The 14,806-nt window shown below is 73.3% G+C and carries 14 protein-coding genes; 9 read left to right on the forward strand and 5 right to left on the reverse strand.

Features of this window, described 5'->3' with window-relative positions; translation table 11 throughout:
* The first annotated feature begins 222 nt into the window (after positions 1–222).
* The 4 genes from JF597_RS43330 (at position 223) to JF597_RS43345 (ending at position 3,844) form a co-directional block, all read left to right on the forward strand.
* Complete coding sequence (locus tag JF597_RS43330; protein WP_294009695.1) at positions 223–891, forward strand: DedA family protein; 669 nt, start codon at positions 223–225, stop codon at positions 889–891.
* A gap of 47 nt (positions 892–938) precedes the next feature.
* Positions 939–1,601: a response regulator transcription factor gene (locus tag JF597_RS43335; RefSeq protein WP_294009698.1), complete on the forward strand. Its 663-nt coding sequence runs from the start codon at positions 939–941 to the stop codon at positions 1,599–1,601.
* A complete protein-coding gene (locus JF597_RS43340; RefSeq protein ID WP_294009701.1) occupies positions 1,598–2,974 on the forward strand; it encodes a HAMP domain-containing sensor histidine kinase in 1,377 nt (458 codons plus the stop codon). Before JF597_RS43335 ends, JF597_RS43340 begins: the two co-directional genes overlap by 4 nt.
* A 237-nt stretch (positions 2,975–3,211) precedes the next feature.
* Positions 3,212–3,844, forward strand: a complete 633-nt coding sequence (locus JF597_RS43345; RefSeq protein ID WP_294009704.1) for a TetR/AcrR family transcriptional regulator — start codon at positions 3,212–3,214, stop codon at positions 3,842–3,844.
* Positions 3,845–3,875: 31 nt separating this feature from the next.
* Here JF597_RS43345 and JF597_RS43350 read toward each other — a convergent pair whose 3' ends face one another.
* The 4 genes from JF597_RS43350 to JF597_RS43365 form a co-directional block, all read right to left on the reverse strand.
* Entirely contained in the window at positions 3,876–4,883 is a 1,008-nt protein-coding gene (locus JF597_RS43350) for a zinc-dependent alcohol dehydrogenase family protein (RefSeq protein ID WP_294009707.1), read from the reverse strand.
* Positions 4,884–5,002: 119 nt separating this feature from the next.
* Entirely contained in the window at positions 5,003–5,365 is a 363-nt protein-coding gene (locus JF597_RS43355) for a helix-turn-helix domain-containing protein (protein WP_294009710.1), read from the reverse strand.
* A gap of 51 nt (positions 5,366–5,416) precedes the next feature.
* Positions 5,417–6,814 carry a dihydrolipoyl dehydrogenase gene (lpdA, locus tag JF597_RS43360; protein WP_294009713.1) on the reverse strand — a complete coding sequence of 466 codons (1,398 nt, stop codon included), beginning with the start codon at positions 6,812–6,814 and terminating at the stop codon, positions 5,417–5,419.
* Positions 6,815–6,889: 75 nt separating this feature from the next.
* Positions 6,890–7,588 carry an SDR family oxidoreductase gene (locus JF597_RS43365; RefSeq protein ID WP_294009715.1) on the reverse strand — a complete coding sequence of 233 codons (699 nt, stop codon included), beginning with the start codon at positions 7,586–7,588 and terminating at the stop codon, positions 6,890–6,892.
* A 143-nt stretch (positions 7,589–7,731) separates the two neighbouring features.
* On the opposite strand from JF597_RS43365, the gene JF597_RS43370 reads away from it, so the two are divergent.
* The 5 genes from JF597_RS43370 to JF597_RS43390 all read left to right on the forward strand — a co-directional run bounded on the left by JF597_RS43370 (position 7,732) and on the right by JF597_RS43390 (position 13,763).
* Complete coding sequence (locus JF597_RS43370; protein ID WP_294009717.1) at positions 7,732–8,232, forward strand: helix-turn-helix domain-containing protein; 501 nt, start codon at positions 7,732–7,734, stop codon at positions 8,230–8,232.
* A 110-nt stretch (positions 8,233–8,342) separates the two neighbouring features.
* Complete coding sequence (locus JF597_RS43375) at positions 8,343–8,849, forward strand: SRPBCC family protein (RefSeq protein WP_294009719.1); 507 nt, start codon at positions 8,343–8,345, stop codon at positions 8,847–8,849.
* Entirely contained in the window at positions 8,849–9,907 is a 1,059-nt protein-coding gene (locus JF597_RS43380) for an LLM class flavin-dependent oxidoreductase (RefSeq protein ID WP_294009721.1), read from the forward strand. The genes JF597_RS43375 and JF597_RS43380 overlap by 1 nt, the downstream gene beginning before the upstream one ends.
* 558 nt (positions 9,908–10,465) lie before the next feature.
* Positions 10,466–11,242, forward strand: a complete 777-nt coding sequence (locus tag JF597_RS43385; protein WP_294009723.1) for a polysaccharide deacetylase family protein — start codon at positions 10,466–10,468, stop codon at positions 11,240–11,242.
* 169 nt (positions 11,243–11,411) lie between these two features.
* A complete protein-coding gene (locus JF597_RS43390; RefSeq protein WP_294009725.1) occupies positions 11,412–13,763 on the forward strand; it encodes an FUSC family protein in 2,352 nt (783 codons plus the stop codon).
* A 184-nt stretch (positions 13,764–13,947) separates the two neighbouring features.
* Here JF597_RS43390 and JF597_RS43395 read toward each other — a convergent pair whose 3' ends face one another.
* Positions 13,948–14,736 (reverse strand): SIS domain-containing protein, encoded by a 789-nt coding sequence (locus JF597_RS43395; RefSeq protein ID WP_294009728.1) that lies wholly within the window; start codon positions 14,734–14,736, stop codon positions 13,948–13,950.
* Between the last annotated feature and the right edge of the window lie 70 nt (positions 14,737–14,806).

Here is a 14,806-nt window from a genome sequence, read left to right on the forward strand (position 1 = left end):
ATCCATCCGTGGACGCTGCACCCGTGGCCGCTTGGCACGCGAAATCTTCGACACATCACATCAACGACTACACCGACAACCGGACACCGCCCACACCTCGATCCAACCGGACGAGGCATGTGCGGAGGACGGGTCTAGAGTTCCCTACGACGTCTACAGGGATGTAGTCGTTCAGGTGTTCAGGTGTTCACGTGAGACCGTCCGCCGGAAAGGGCCCCGTTCATGACCACACCGATCCTCGCGGCGTCACAGCTGGCCGTGAACGTGCTCGACGCTCATTCGCTGCTGTCGGCCTTCGGCGTGCTGGGCGTCGGGGTGGTCATGTTCGCCGAGACGGGGCTGCTGGTCGGGTTCTTCCTGCCGGGCGACTCCCTGCTGTTCACCGCAGGCCTGCTGTGCACCGGCTCGGCGCAGGGCAGTCTGCACCTGTCCCTGGGACCGCTGCTGGTGGCGGCGGCCGCGGGCGCGCTGGCCGGGGCGCAGTTCGGGTACCTGCTCGGCCGGAAGGCGGGCGGCGCCCTGCTGGCACGCAGCCGCTCCAAGCGCCTGCACGAAGGCGTGCGGCGCGCCGAGGACTTCCTGGAGCGGTACGGCCACGCGAAGGCCATCGTCCTGGCCCGCTTCGTGCCCGTGGTGCGCACGGTGCTCAATCCCATGGCGGGCGCGCTGGAGGTGCCGGTGCGGACGTTCACCCAGTGGCAGGTCGTCGGCGGACTCGCGTGGAGTGTCGGCCTCACCCTCGCGGGATACGCGCTGGGCTCGTCGATCCCGAACGTCGACCGGTACCTGCTGCCGCTGGTGGCCCTGATCGTGGTCGTGTCCCTGGTCCCCGTCGTCTCCGAGGTGTACCGGGGGCGGCGCAGCGCCGCCTCCGAGGAGGGGCGCGGGTGACCGTCCCGCCCCGGGCCGCGGTACGGCCGTAGCTCCGACGGAGGACCATGCCTCAGAAGATCCTGGTCGTGGAGGACGACCACGCCCTGCGGGACGTGCTGCGCCGCGGGCTCGCCGACGAGGGCTTCGAGCCCGTACCCGCCGCCGACGGCGCCACCGCCCTGCGGCTGACCGGCGACGGCATCGGCGCGGTCGTCCTGGACGTCGGGCTGCCGGACGCTGACGGGAGGGACGTGTGCCAGGCGATGCGCGCCAACGGGTTCGCGGCCCCGATCATCTTCCTCACGGCCCGCCACCACCTCACCGACCGGCTGTCCGGGTTCTCCGCGGGGGGCGACGACTACCTCCCCAAGCCGTTCCACCTCGCCGAACTCGTCGCCCGGCTGCGGGCCTCGCTCAAGCGCTCCGCCCCGCCGGCGGTGTCCACGGCCGGGGACCTGGTCCTGGACGCGACCCGGCACCGCGCGCACGTCGGCGAGGCCCTGGTCGAGCTGTCCCCGACGGAGTTCCGGCTGCTGGCCACACTCGTGGCCGCGGCAGGGGGCATCGTGAGCCGCCGGGACCTCGTGCGGGCCGCCTGGCCGGACGGGGCTCAGGTCAGCGACAACACGCTGGACCAGTACCTGAGCCGGCTGCGCCGCAAGCTGCGCGCGGCGGGCAGCGAACTGCGCCTCGGGACGGCGCGCGGGATCGGCCACCGGCTGTCATGAACGGCGTCCTGCGCCACCTGGCCCCGCGCACGCTGCGCGGCCGGCTCTCGCTCGTGGCGGTGACCACCGCGGCCCTCCTGATGACCGTCCTGACCGTGGCGTTCAACACCGTCATGGACCGGCACCTCCAGCACCAGGCCGACGCCGAGCTGGGCAACCGTGCGGCCGCCGTCGCCACCACCGTGGACACCAGCGGCCCCCGGGTACGGGTCCTGGAGACCGTCAACGACCGGCTCCTCGACGCCAACGTCTGGATCTACAGCGGGACGCGTCTGCTGGAGAAGCCCCCGTCCGCCACCGCCGGCGGCACCCTGACCGCGGCCGCCGCGCGGCTCGCCGTACGGGGAGACGGCGTCTGTACGACCGTGACCGCCGGGCATCCCCGGTCCGTCCGCCTGTGCGCCCGCTCCGTGGCCGGGCGCCGCAGCACGGCGTCGGTCGTCACCGCCCTGGACCTCGCCCCGTACCGCAATTCGGCGGACACCGTGCTGCTGGGGTCCCTGGTCCTGGACTCCGTCATGCTCGCGTGCACCTACGCGCTGACCCGCCTCGCCGTCGGGCGGGCGCTGCGCCCGGTGCGCACCATGACGGACCAGGCCACCGAGTGGAGCGCGGCGGGCTCCGACGAGCGCTTCGGCGCCGCCGGCCAGCCGGCCGAGCTCGCCCGCCTGGGCGCCTCGCTGGACGCGCTGCTGGACCGCATCCAGACCGTGCTGCGGCACGAGCGGCAGCTGACCGGGGAACTCTCCCACGAGCTGCGCACCCCGCTCACCCGGATCATCGTCGAGCTGGACTGGTGGCGGGCCCGGCCGCGCTCCGGGGCCGAGACCCGGGCGACGCACGAGGTGATCGCCGAGGCTGCCCAGGCCATGCGCACCATCTGCGACACCCTGCTGGACGACGCCCGCGAGGAGGCTCGCACCGCCGGCGCGGCCCCCGGCGCGACGGCCGTCGTGCCGGTCCTGCACCGGCTGGTCGACCGCCTCGGGACGCCGGAGCGGGTGAAGACCGTCGTCGACGCCGCCGATCCGGGGCCGACGGCAGGTGTCCGGCCCGCCCTTCTCGAGCGCATCGTCAGCCCCTTGCTGGCGAACGCGCTCCGCTACGCGCACTCCACGGTGACCGTGTCCGCGCGCCCGGTGCCCGGCGGGGTCCGGATCAGCGTCACCGACGACGGGCCCGGCGTACCGGAGGCGTTCGTGGGCGACCTCTTCCAGCCCGGCCGCCGGGCCGATCCCGGGGACGGGCACGGCGGCGCGGGCCTCGGCCTGCCGCTCGCGCGGCGTCTGGCCCGGTCCGTCGGCGGCGAGGTCTCCCAGGATCCCGCCTGCACCTCCGGGGCCCGCTTCCTCGCCGACCTGCCCCCCGGATAGCCGCGTACGGGGCGGCGGGAGGGCCGGCCGCACGGCCGAGGAGCCCCGAGGAGCCGGACGTCCCGAGACCGGGACCGCCCTCGGCGACCGGCTCGGTCGGGAAGCCGGAGCACCGAGATCAGGATCGCCACGCCGGCCGGCGGCCCTCGGTTCCTCCTGTAGGGAATGTTCCAATTAGAGTGGACGCCGTGGAGGCGGCCCGGAACCCGGCCGCCGGGACCCCCGAGAGGCGCAGAGATGACCGGGCCGCAGACGACGCGCAGGAAGCGTGCGAACGGGGTGGAGTCGCGCCAGCGCATCCTGGACGCCACCGTCGAGATCGCCGGCGAGCGCGGCTACGACGGCACCTCCATCGCGGCCGTCAGCGCCAAGTGCGGCCTGCCCGCCAGCTCGATCTACTGGCACTTCAAGGACAAGGACGACCTGATCGCGGCCGTCATCGAGCGCAGCTTCGAGACCTGGCTCCAGGCCGTCGAACTGCCCGGCGAGGACGCCGGCACCCCGCTGGAGCGGGTCGTCCTGATGGCGGCGAACGTGGCCCGGTCCCTCCTCGCCGCCCCGGACTTCCTGCGCCTCGGCCTGATGCTCGCACTGGAGCGCCGCCCCACCGAGCCCCGCGGCCGCACCGTCTTCCTCCAGGTCCGCGACATCTCCCACCGGCGCATCGCCGAGATCATCGCCGGCCTCTTCCCGGCCCTGTCCGAGGACGAGGTGCACACGCTCACCACCTACACCGTGGCCGGCGCCGACGGCCTGTTCGTGCACCGGGAGGTCCAGGGCGACTCGATCGACCTGGTGGCCCTGTTCGAACTGCACGCCCGGCTCGTCCACGACGCGGCCGCCCGGCTGGCGGCACAGGCCGGGCACTGACAGTCGCCCTGCCGGCGCCGCGCACGGGGGCTCAGTCGGCCGCACCCTCGTGCGAGACGGTGACGACGATCTTGCCGACCTGCTCGTTCGCCGCCATGTAGCGGTGCGCCTCGGCGATGTCCGCGAGGTCGAAGGTGCGGTCGACGACCGGGTCGAAGGAGCCGGAGCCGAGGCCCGCGTTGACGAACGCGACCGCGCGGCGCAGGCGCTCGGGGTCCGTGGTGATCTCGAAGAGGGTGTACGTGCTGCTGGTCAGCGCCGGGAAGGCATGGGCGTTGGGCAGCGGGGTGGGACGCGGGTCGAGAGCGCCGTAGACCACCAGGAAGCCGCCGGGGGCGATCCCCTCCGCGAGGGTCTCCACGCCGGGTCCCGCCACGGGGTCGAAGGCCAGGCGGACGCCCTCGCCGCCGGTGATCTCCTTGATCCGGGCGGGCAGGTCCTCCTCGTCGGTGACGATCACATGGGCCGCGCCCGCCTCCAGCAGGCGCTGCCGCTTGCCGGCGCCGCGCGTGGTGGCGATCGGGACCGCGCCGACATGGCGGGCGATCTGGATGGCGGCGAGTCCGACGCTGCTGGAGGCCGCCGTGATCAGGACGTGGTCACCGGGGCGCACCCGGCCGCTCTCGGCGAGAGGACCGTAGGCGGTGATGTACGCCATCCACACGGCCGCCGCCCGGACCGGGTCGACCCCGGCGGGGCGGGGCACGACCGCCGAGGCCGGGACGACGACGTGGTCGCCGTACGTGCCGTAGTCGGTCTGCAGGAACTGCGGTACGACCGCCACCGGGTCGCCCTCCGCGAGGCCGGCCACGCCCTGGCCGACCGCCTCGACCACACCGGCGGCCTCGTAGCCGAGCAGGGACGGGAAGACCGGGTCGTAGAAGTAGGCGCCCTCGCGGTACATGATCTCGGCGCGGTTCAGGCCGATCGCGTCGACGCGGATTCGGACCTCTCCCGCGCCGGGGGCGCCGACCTCGACGTCACGGAGGGTGAGGACCTCGGGTCCGCCGATCCGGTCGAACTGAACGAGTCTTGCCATGGTGCATCCGTCCTAGGGGCAGAGATCGGGAAGGAGACGCGCCGGACCGGCCCGGCGACTTCCCTCACCCTGCCCCAAGGTTTGATGGCCGTCAAATTTTGAGAACCATCGAAATAAGGTCACCGGCCGCTTCGGCCCGCGGCCGCTTCCGCCTCCAGCGCCGCGGCGGCCAGCACCGCGGAGAGCAGTCCGGGGAACCGCAGCTCCATCTCGTCGGCGCGCAGCGTGTTCATCTTCGCCGTCCCGACGTAGTACTGGCGGAGGACGCCGGCCTCGCGCAGCACGGCGAAGTGGTGCGTCAGCGTCGAGAGCGAGACGGGCGCGACGAACGTCCCGCAGCTCAGGTCCTCCCCTGCCCGGGCCAGCTGTGACACCACCATGCGCCGCACCGGGTCCACCAGCGCCTCCAGCACCTGCTGGAGCGAGACCTCGGACAGCTCGGGGTGCTCCACGGTGCGTGCGACGGTACGGGGGCGGGCCACGGTGACTCCTCGGGGCGGCTGCGGGACGGTCATGTCATGGTACGACCGCCGTCAGAGGTTGATCATGTGTCCGGCGAGCCCGTGCAGGGCGTCCTGGAGCGCCTCGCTCAGCGTGGGATGGGCGTGCACGTTCCGGGCGAGTTCGTGCACGGTCAGGTCCCACTTCTGCGCGAGCGTCAGCTCGGGCAGGAGCTCCGTCACGTCCGGTCCGATCAGGTGGCCGCCGATCAGCTCGCCGTACCGCGCATCGCTCACGAGCTTCACGAACCCGACCGTGTCGCCGAAGCCGTGCGCCTTGGCGTTGGCGGTGAAGGGGAACTTCGCCACCCGTACGTCGAAGCCCTGGGCGCGGGCCTCGGCCTCGGTCCAGCCGAAGCTCGCGATCTGCGGCTGGCAGAACGTCGCCCGCGGGATCATGCGGTAGTCCAGCTCCATGGTCTCCACGCCGGCGATGCTCTCGGCGGCGACGATGCCCATCGCCTCCGCGGTGTGCGCGAGCATCAGCTTCGCCGTGACGTCGCCGATCGCGTAGATGTGCGGCCGGCTGGTATGGCAGTACCCGTCGATGTCGATGGCACCGCGCTCGGTGAGCCGTACGCCCGTGCTGCTCAGCCCGTAGCCGGCCGTCCGCGGCTGGAAGCCGGTGGCCTGCAGGACCTTCTCGGCCTTCAGGACCTGCTCCGAGTCGCCGGAGCGGACGGTCACGCGGACGTTGTCCTCGGTCTCCTCGATGGACTGCACGGCGGTGGAGGTCAGGACCCGGATCCCCTGCCGCTTGAAGCGCCTGGTCAGCTCGGCCGAGACCTCCTCGTCCTCCAGCGGGGCGATCCGGTCCAGGAACTCCACCAGCGTGACCTCGACCCCGTAGGACCGCAGCAGATAGGCGAACTCGACGCCGATGGCCCCGGCACCCGCGATGACCAGGCTCGACGGGAGGGTGTCGGAGAGGATCTGCTCCTCGTAGGTGACGACGCGGCGGCCCAGCGCCGTGCCGGGCAGCAGCTTCACGGTCGAGCCGGTCGCGATGATGCAGGAGCGGAAGGAGAGCGTGGTCTCGCCGTCCCGCATGCGCACCTGAAGGGTGTGCGGGTCGAGGAAGGTGCCCTGCCCCTCGAACTGCTCGATCTTGTTCTTGCGCATGAGGTAGCCGACGCCCTTGACGCGCCCGTCGGCCACCACCCGGCTGCGCTCGTAGGCGGCGCGGTAGTCCAGGCCCACCTCCCCGCTGATCTTCACGCCGAACTTCTCCGCGTCGTGCAGGATCAGCTGGGCGACCTCGGCGTTGCGCAGCAGCGCCTTCGCCGGGATGCAGCCGATGTTCAGACAGACGCCACCCCAGAAGCGGCCCTCCACGATGGCCGTGCGCAGGCCCAGTTGGGCGGCGCGGATCGCGGCCACGTAGCCGCCCGGCCCGGCTCCGAGGACGACGACGTCGAAGTCGGTCTGCATGGCTCCACCTCACCGTTGTGTCGAGTGTGTCGAGTCGCTCTGCCGGCTCCACGGTCGCACGATCGGGGCGCGCGATCAGCCGGTCGGGTAGAGCAGATCGAGCGGACCGGACAGCGCGGCCCGGACCCGGCGTGCCGTCTCGTCGACGAGCACCTCGGGCTCGTCGCGGGCGATCGCCTCCATCGTCTGCGCGGCCACCTCGGCCGCGTCCGTCTTGGGCTCGTCGACCGCCACGGTGGCGTCGGTGTCCACCCAGCCGACGTGCACGCCGACGACCAGCGTCCCCTGCTCCCGCAGGGCGACCCGCAGGGCGTTGGTCACCGACCACTGCGCCGCCTTCGACGCGGCGTAGCTGGGGAACCGCCAGGTCGAGCGCCACGAGGCCACGGACAGCATGTTCACGAGGGCGCCGCCGCCGTTGGCCGCGAGCACCGGCGCGAAGGCACGGGAGACGGCCCAGGTGCCCAGGTAGTTCACCTCCAGCTCCTGCCGTGCGCCGTCCAGGGAGCCCTCCAGCAGGCCCGGCCCGGCCTGGATGCCCGCGTTGTTGATCACGATGGTCGCGTCGGACACCGTCCGCGCGGCGGCCGCGATCTGCTCGGGGTCGGTGACGTCGAGGCGCAGCGGCTCCAGGCCCGGCTCGGTGAGGTCCTCCGGCCGTCGTACGCCCGCGTACACCCTGGCCGCGCCGCGGGCCAGCAGGGCGCGGCAGAACGCCAGCCCGATCCCTCGGTTCGCTCCGGTCACCAACGCGACCGATCCCTCGATCTTCATGGTCGGACACCTCGATCCACGGTCGACGGCCGCCCGGGGGACGGCCCGGCCCCCCGCTTCATGCTGCGGCCTGCGCGGGCAGCCCACATCCGAGAACGCGACTGTCAGCAGGGTTTCTTCACAAGACTCGCTATCGTGGAGCCATGAAACGGACGTCGTTCGCCAAGTGGCCGTGCTCCATCGCACGGACCGTCGATCTGCTGGGTGACCACTGGACGCCGCTGGTGGTGCGGGAGGCCTTCTACGGGATCCGCCGCTTCGACGAGTTCCAGCAGGAACTGGGCATCGCCCGCAACACGTTGACCGACCGGCTGCGCCACCTGGTGGACGAGCGGATCCTGGAGAAGCGGCTGTACGAGGCGGAGCCGCCGCGCTACGACTACGTCCTCACGGAGAAGGGCCGGGACCTGTTCGCGGTGCTGGCCGCGATGTCCGCGTGGGGCGACCGGTGGCTGGCCGGGGAACGGGGCGTGCCCGTGGTCTTCCACCACGAGGCGTGCGACCACGACACCTCCGCCGAGGTCGTCTGCTCCCACTGCCGGACACCGCTTAGGTCCGGGGAGACCTCGATGCGGATGGGGCCCGGCTATCCCGAGCGGCTCAGGGAGCGGCCGGACATCCGCCGGCGGTTCGGTGTCGACTGAGCGCGGCGGGCCGGCCTCCAGGACCCGCGACCTCCGCACCCCTTGACAGGGCGAGTCTCATTTAGCAACTCTGGAGGTCAGAATCCTGGACGGCAAGGGGGCCGACGGTCTTGGAGTGGACGGGCGCACGCTACGCGGACAAACCCACGGTCGAGGTGCGGACCTGGATCGACGCCCCACCGGCCGCGGTGTGGGCCCTGGTCAGCGACATCGGTCTGATGCCGGGCATGAGCGAGGAGCTCCGGTCCGTCGCCTGGCTGGACGGGGCAGCCGGCCCCGCGGTGGGCGCGAGGTTCGTCGGCCGCAGTGAACACGAGGCGTTCGGGAAGTGGGAGACCACCTCCCACGTGATCGAGTGCGAGCCGGAATCGGTGTTCGCCTGGGCGGTGCAGGATCCCTCCGAGCCCTCCGCGGTCTGGCGGTTCCGGCTCCGTCCGAAGGACGGCGGGACGGAGCTGTCGCAGTGGATGCAGCTGGGTCCGGGACGTTCCGGGCTGTCGGTCGCCATCGACCGGATGCCCGACAAGGAGCAGAAGATCGTGTTCGTACGGCTGCGGGAGTTCGAGCGTGGCATCACCGCCACGCTCGCGCAGATCAAGAAGCGGGCGGAGGCGTGATGCGGACGGCGACCACGATCGAGGCCTCGGGCGGCGAACACTGGTCCCGGACGAGCGACTTCGTCGTCGAGGCCGAGAAACTGGGCCTGGACGTCTGCTGGGTGGCCGAGGCCTGGGGCTCCGACGCGCCCTCCGCGCTCGGCTACTACGCGGCGCTCACCGACCGGATGCTGCTCGGCTCCGGCATCATGCAACTCGGCACCCGGACACCGACGGCCGTGGCCCAGACGGCCATCACCCTCTCCAACCTGTCCGGCGGGCGCTTCCTGCTCGGTCTCGGCGCCTCCGGACCGCAGGTGATCGAGGGACTGCACGGCGTCCCCTTCGCCCGGCCGCTGCGCCGCATGCGGGAGACGGTGGAGATCGTCCGGCGGGTCGTCGACGGCGGCCGGCTCTCCTACTCCGGCGCCGAGTTCACGCTGCCGCTGCCCGGCGGCGAGGCCGTCCCGATGCGGCTGTCGATGCGCGCCGAGCACGACATCCCCGTCTACCTCGCCGCCCTCTCCCCCGCCATGCTGCGGCTGACCGGCGAGGCCGCCGACGGCTGGCTGGGCACCAGCTTCGTGCCCGAGGGCGCCGCCGACGCCTACTTCGCCCACCTCGACGAGGGCCTGGCCCGCAGCGGTCGGACCCGTGCGGACCTGGACGTCTGCCAGGGCGCGGAGGTCGCCTTCGCGGCCGACGAGGAGGCGCTCGGCCCGATGGTCGCCGGACGCAAGAAGGAACTCGCCTTCAGCCTCGGCGGGATGGGGTCGGCGTCCACCAACTTCTACAACGGCGCCTACAGCCGCCAGGGCTGGGCCGAGGTCGCCGCCGAGGTGCGCGAACGCTGGCAGGCCGGCGACCGGGACGGCGCGGCCGGTCTGGTGACCGACGAGATGGTGCTCGGTACGACGCTGATCGGCACGGAGCCCATGGTGCGCGAGCGCCTCGCGGTCTGGCGCGACGCCGGCGTCGACACCGTCCGCCTCTACCCGGCGGGCGAGACCCTGGAGGACCGGCTCACCACGCTGGGGCGGGCGATCGAACTGGTCCACGAGGTCGGCGGGGCCGCCTGAGCGTACCTGCCGACGGGCGAGGTCCTTCGCCGGTCGCCCCCACGGGCCGTAACGCCGGGGCCACCGTACGGGGGCCGGCCACGCGATGCCGCCTGCGCGGTCCGGTGCCGGGCTGGAAAGCGCTGCATTTCCGGGGCGGGGCCGGCACCACCGCGGCCGGACCGGCGGCCGGGCTCACGGCTGCGGGCGCGGGAGTGAGCCCGGACGGGGGCCTGTACCCCGCGACACCCTTGCGCCAACCCGGCCCCGGCAGCGCTCCCCGATCCGGGATCCCGGCGCTCGGTTCTCCTTGCCCGGTTCACCTTGCCCGGTTCACCGGTCTCCTTTCTCCGGTCTCCTTTCTCCGTTCCGCGTTCCGCGTTCCGCGTTCCGCGTTCCGCGTTCCGTGCGCGGACGCCAACACCGATCGCGCCGCCGGGCGTTAAAGGTCTCGCAGAGCGCCTGTCGCAGAACTCTCGCGGAATTGTCCGTGATCGGTAACGGAGGGATCCGGCGCCCGCCGTCTTCCGTCCTGACGGGTGCACGAGATCGACACGACGAACAAGGATCGGGGCGGACATGGCGCGGCGCGGCGGACGGGGATGGTACGGCCAGGTGGTCGCGGCGGCGCTCGGGGTCACGGCCGTGACCGTGGCCGCCTCGCTGTGGACCGCGCAGGCCGGGCCCGTCAACGATCCTTCGCAGGCCGGGACTTCGGTGCACCACCCCGCGCCGAAGGAGGCTGCCGCCAAGGTGTCGGTGGAGATCGCGCACGCCTCGGACCGGGGCGCCAGGGGCGTGAACATCACCATCGACGACGGACCGGACCCGGTCTGGACCCCCAAGGTGCTCCAGGTGCTCGAGGAGTACGGCGCGAAGGCCACGTTCTGCATGATCGGACCGCAGGCGAAGGCACACCCCGACCTGGTCAAGGCAGTGGTGGCGGCCGGGCACCGGCTCTGCGACCACACGGTCTCCCACGACGTCACCATGGACACCAAGCCCGAGACCTACCAGTCCCAGCAGATCCTCGACGCCGAGCGCATGATCACCGAGGCGTCCGGGGGTGTACGGCCGCTCTACTACCGCGCTCCCGGCGGCGCCTTCACCCCGTACAGCCGTAAGGTCGCCGCCTCCCACGGCATGCGCCCGCTGGGCTGGAACGTGGACTCGAAGGACTTCGAGCGTCCCGGCACGGCCGCCATCGTCGCCACCGTCAAGGAGGAGCTGCCGAACGGGCCGACCATCCTCTTCCACGACGCCGGCGGCGACCGGTCCGAGACGGTCGCCGCCCTGCGCGAGGTGCTGCCCTGGCTGAAGGAACAGGGGTACTCGTTCGGCTTCCCGGTGCGCTGAGCACCGGACCGGCCTCGGCGGCAGGGGCGAGGGACCGTCTCACGGCACCCCGGCGAGCGCTCCGCCGGCGGTCCGGGAAATGTTGCGGACGGCTCGGCGGTGACCGCATATGGGTGGTGTGGGCGGTGCGGCGACGGGGCCGGCCGCTCCGGAGCCGCGGGAGGTGGACATGTCGGGGCGGGCGCCACGGTGGGTGACGTGGTTGCGCGGCAAGGACCCGGATCTCGCGGCGACCCGGCGGGCCGGGCGTACGGCGCTGGTGATGCCCGCCCTGTTCGCGCTGTGCACCATGGTGCTGCACTCCCCGACGATGGCGAGCTACGCCGCGTTCGGCTCCTTCTCGATGCTGTTGCTGGTGGACTACTCCGGGCCGATGGTGGAGCGGCTGCGGGCGCAGGCGGCACTCGCGGTGGCGTGGCTGGTGCTGATCTGCCTCGGCACGCTGGCCGCGCCATGGCTCTGGCTCGCCGTGGCGGCCACGGTCGCGGTCGGGTTCGTGATTCTCTTCGCCGGCGTGGTCAGCTCGGTCCTGGCCGGCAGCTCGACCGCGCTGCTGCTGGCCTTCGTGCTGCCGGTCAGCGCCCCGGTGCCCCTGTCGCAGCTGCCCGCGCGCCTCGCCGGCGCCGGCCTCGCGGGGGCGGTGGCGCTGCCGGCCGTCGCCCTGCTGTGGCCGCGTCCCGTCGCCGACCTGCTCAGCGCCCCGGCGGCGGCCGTCTGCCGTGCCGCCGCCGGGTATCTGCGGATCCGCGCGGCCCTGCCCGCACCGGAGGGGCCGGGGTCCGACGCCGAGCGGTGCCGGGCGGGGGCCGAGCACACCGCCCGGACCGGCGCGGAGCTGCGCGGCGTCTTCGACGCCACGACGTGCCGACCGACCGGCCTGTCCGCGACCTCGCGTGCCCTGGTCCGGCTGGTGGACCAGCTCACCTGGCTGTGCGCGGTCCTCGTCGACCGGTCCGAGTACACCGACGAGCCCCCGGCCTGCGACCCGGCCGCGCACACCGTGCGCCGCGCCGCCGCCCACGTCCTGGAGGCGGCCTGCGATCTGCTCACGGACCTGAACGGGGACACCGGTCCCCTGCGCACCCGCGAGAACGACCTGCGGGCGGCCCTGGCCGCAATGGAGCACAGCTCCACCGTCCGGGTGCCCGCCGACCACCCCGGCGGTACCAGCACGGCGGAGGTCTACGGGTTCATCGCCGCGCTCGACGTGTCCTTCCGCGCCCAGGAGCTCGGTTTCGCCGTGCTGCAGATCGCCGACAACGTCGACATGGCGGCCACCGCCTGGCAGCGCAGCTGGCCCGAGCGGCTCCTCGGCCGGGAGCCGGGCGCCCTGGCCGCACCCCTCGCCGCCGCGCGGGAACGCGCCGTGGCCCATCTCCGGCCCGACTCGGTGTGGCTGCACAACAGCCTGCGCGGCGCCGTCGGCCTCGGCATCGCCGTGTTCCTGGCCGGGGTGACGGGTGTGGGGCACTCCTTCTGGGTGCTGCTGGGCACCCTGTCCGTGCTCCGCTCCAACGCGCTCAGCACCGGGCAGAACGCCGTCCGCGCCGTTCTCGGCACGGTGGCCGGGTCGGTGGTGGGTGCCGCGCTGCTGCAGCTGATCGGCCACCACGGCACGGCGCTGTGGTTCGTCCTCCCCCTGGCCATCCTGTGCGCCGGGATCGCGCCGGCCGCCATCTCCTTCGCCGCCGGGCAGGCCGCGTTCACCGTCACGCTGGTGGTGCTGTTCAACATCGGCCAGGACCCGAACTGGCACATCGCCCTGCTGCGGGTCCAGGACATCGCCCTGGGGTGCCTGGTCAGCGTGCTGGTGGCGGTGTTCTTCTGGCCGCGCGGGGCCCGGGGCGCCGTCCACAGGGCTCTCGCCGAGGCGTACGACGACAGCGCCCGTTACCTCGGAGACGCCGTGGACTACGCCCTGGGCGACCGCGGTCCCGCCGACCCCGATCCGCAGGGCCGGGTGGCGGCGGCCGCCGCCCGCCGCCTCGACGACGCGTTCCGCACCTACCTCGCCGAACGCGGCGCCAAGCCGCTGTCGCTGTCCTGCGCGACCACGCTCGTCACCGGGGTCGTCGGGCTGCGGCTGGCCGCCGACGCCGTCGTCTCCCTGTGGAAGGGCGAGGACCTGGCGCGGGTCCAGGCCGTCCGGGCCGACGCCCACGGTGCCGTCCTCGGTTCGGCGGCCCGGGTCACCGACTGGTACCACGTCTTCGCGGCGAGCCTCGGGGGCCGTTCGCCCATCCCCGACGCCGTTCCGCTCCGGCCCGAGGGCGCGGCGCGGCTCGTGCGGTCCGTCCGCACCGAACTCAGCGACGGTCAGGGGCGGGCCACGCCCGTCGCGGTGCGGATCATCTGGACCGGCGACCACGTCGACGCCGCCCGCCGACTCCAGCCGGCCCTGTCCGAGGCCGCCAGGGCCCAGGCGAGGACGCAGCACCGCCGGGCGCGAAAGGCGCCCCCCGGCCCGGCCGCGGCATCGGGCCCGGGCACCCCGTCATCGCCGCACGGCTCGGAGCGGTGATCCCGGGAGGCAGGCCGGCGCGGCCCGGGCCACGTCGTCGGCCGCCGGCCGCGGCGCGGCGGACACCGCATCGGGCGGCACCCCTCCGAAGGCCCTGACATCCGGTGCAGGCGGGACCGGTCGGCGTAGCCGATCTCCGCCGCCACCCGCGCGGCGCTGCGCCCGCCCGTCGGCCGACGCGCCGTCAGCTCGCGGTGCGCCGGATCCGTCCGGCGTACCGCTTCTCCAGTTCCAGGTTGCCCTCGAAGCCGCCGGGCACGTTGGCCGAGACGTAGACCGGGGGGCGGTCGCCGGAGGCGAGGAGGAGGCCGGCCGCCTCGGCCACCGCCATCTGCACCAGCATCACCCCGGTCAGTGTGGACAGCGCCGAGACCGCGCCGCCGCCGGGGAGTTCGAGAAGCGCGTCGCCGCGCGGGGCCGCGTTGTCGAGGACCACGTCGGCCAGGTCGGCGAGCTTTCGGCCGCTGGGATGGCCGGCCGGGACCGCCCTGGTGTGCGCGAGGGAGGTGAGGGCGAGGAGACGGTGTCCGCGTTCCTTGGCGTGCAGGGCCATCTCCACGATCACGTTGTTCACACCGGAGTTGGAGACGACGACGAAGAGGTCCTGGGGATGCGGGGCGGCGAGGTCGTAGAGGCGGGCGGCGACGCCGGGCTCGCGTTCCAGGAGCGGGTCGTCGAGGACGCTCGGGTGCTCGCCGCCGTAGACGACGAGGTCGGCCATGCTGATCCGGTTGGTGGGGACCAGTCCGCCCGCGCGGCCGGCGACTTCGAGGACCAGTGCCTGGGAGTGGCCGGTGCCGAAGGCCTGGACGACCCCGTCGGCGCGGACGCAGTCGGCGATCAGCCCGGCGGCCCGGACGACGTCGGCGCGGGCGGACTCGGTGAGGCGGTGCAGGGCGGCGAGGCCCTCGCGGGCGAATCGTTCGGCGCTCACCGGTTCGGTCCCGGACCCGTTGGCGGACTCGACGGACACGCGCACACTCCCGGAGCTACCCCGATCGACGAATCAATAAATCACGCGTCCGGTGTGCGGTGCAACGGCG

Origin of the sequence: Streptomyces sp., assembly GCF_019510245.1 — a bacterium.
Lineage (GTDB): Bacteria > Actinomycetota > Actinomycetes > Streptomycetales > Streptomycetaceae > Streptomyces.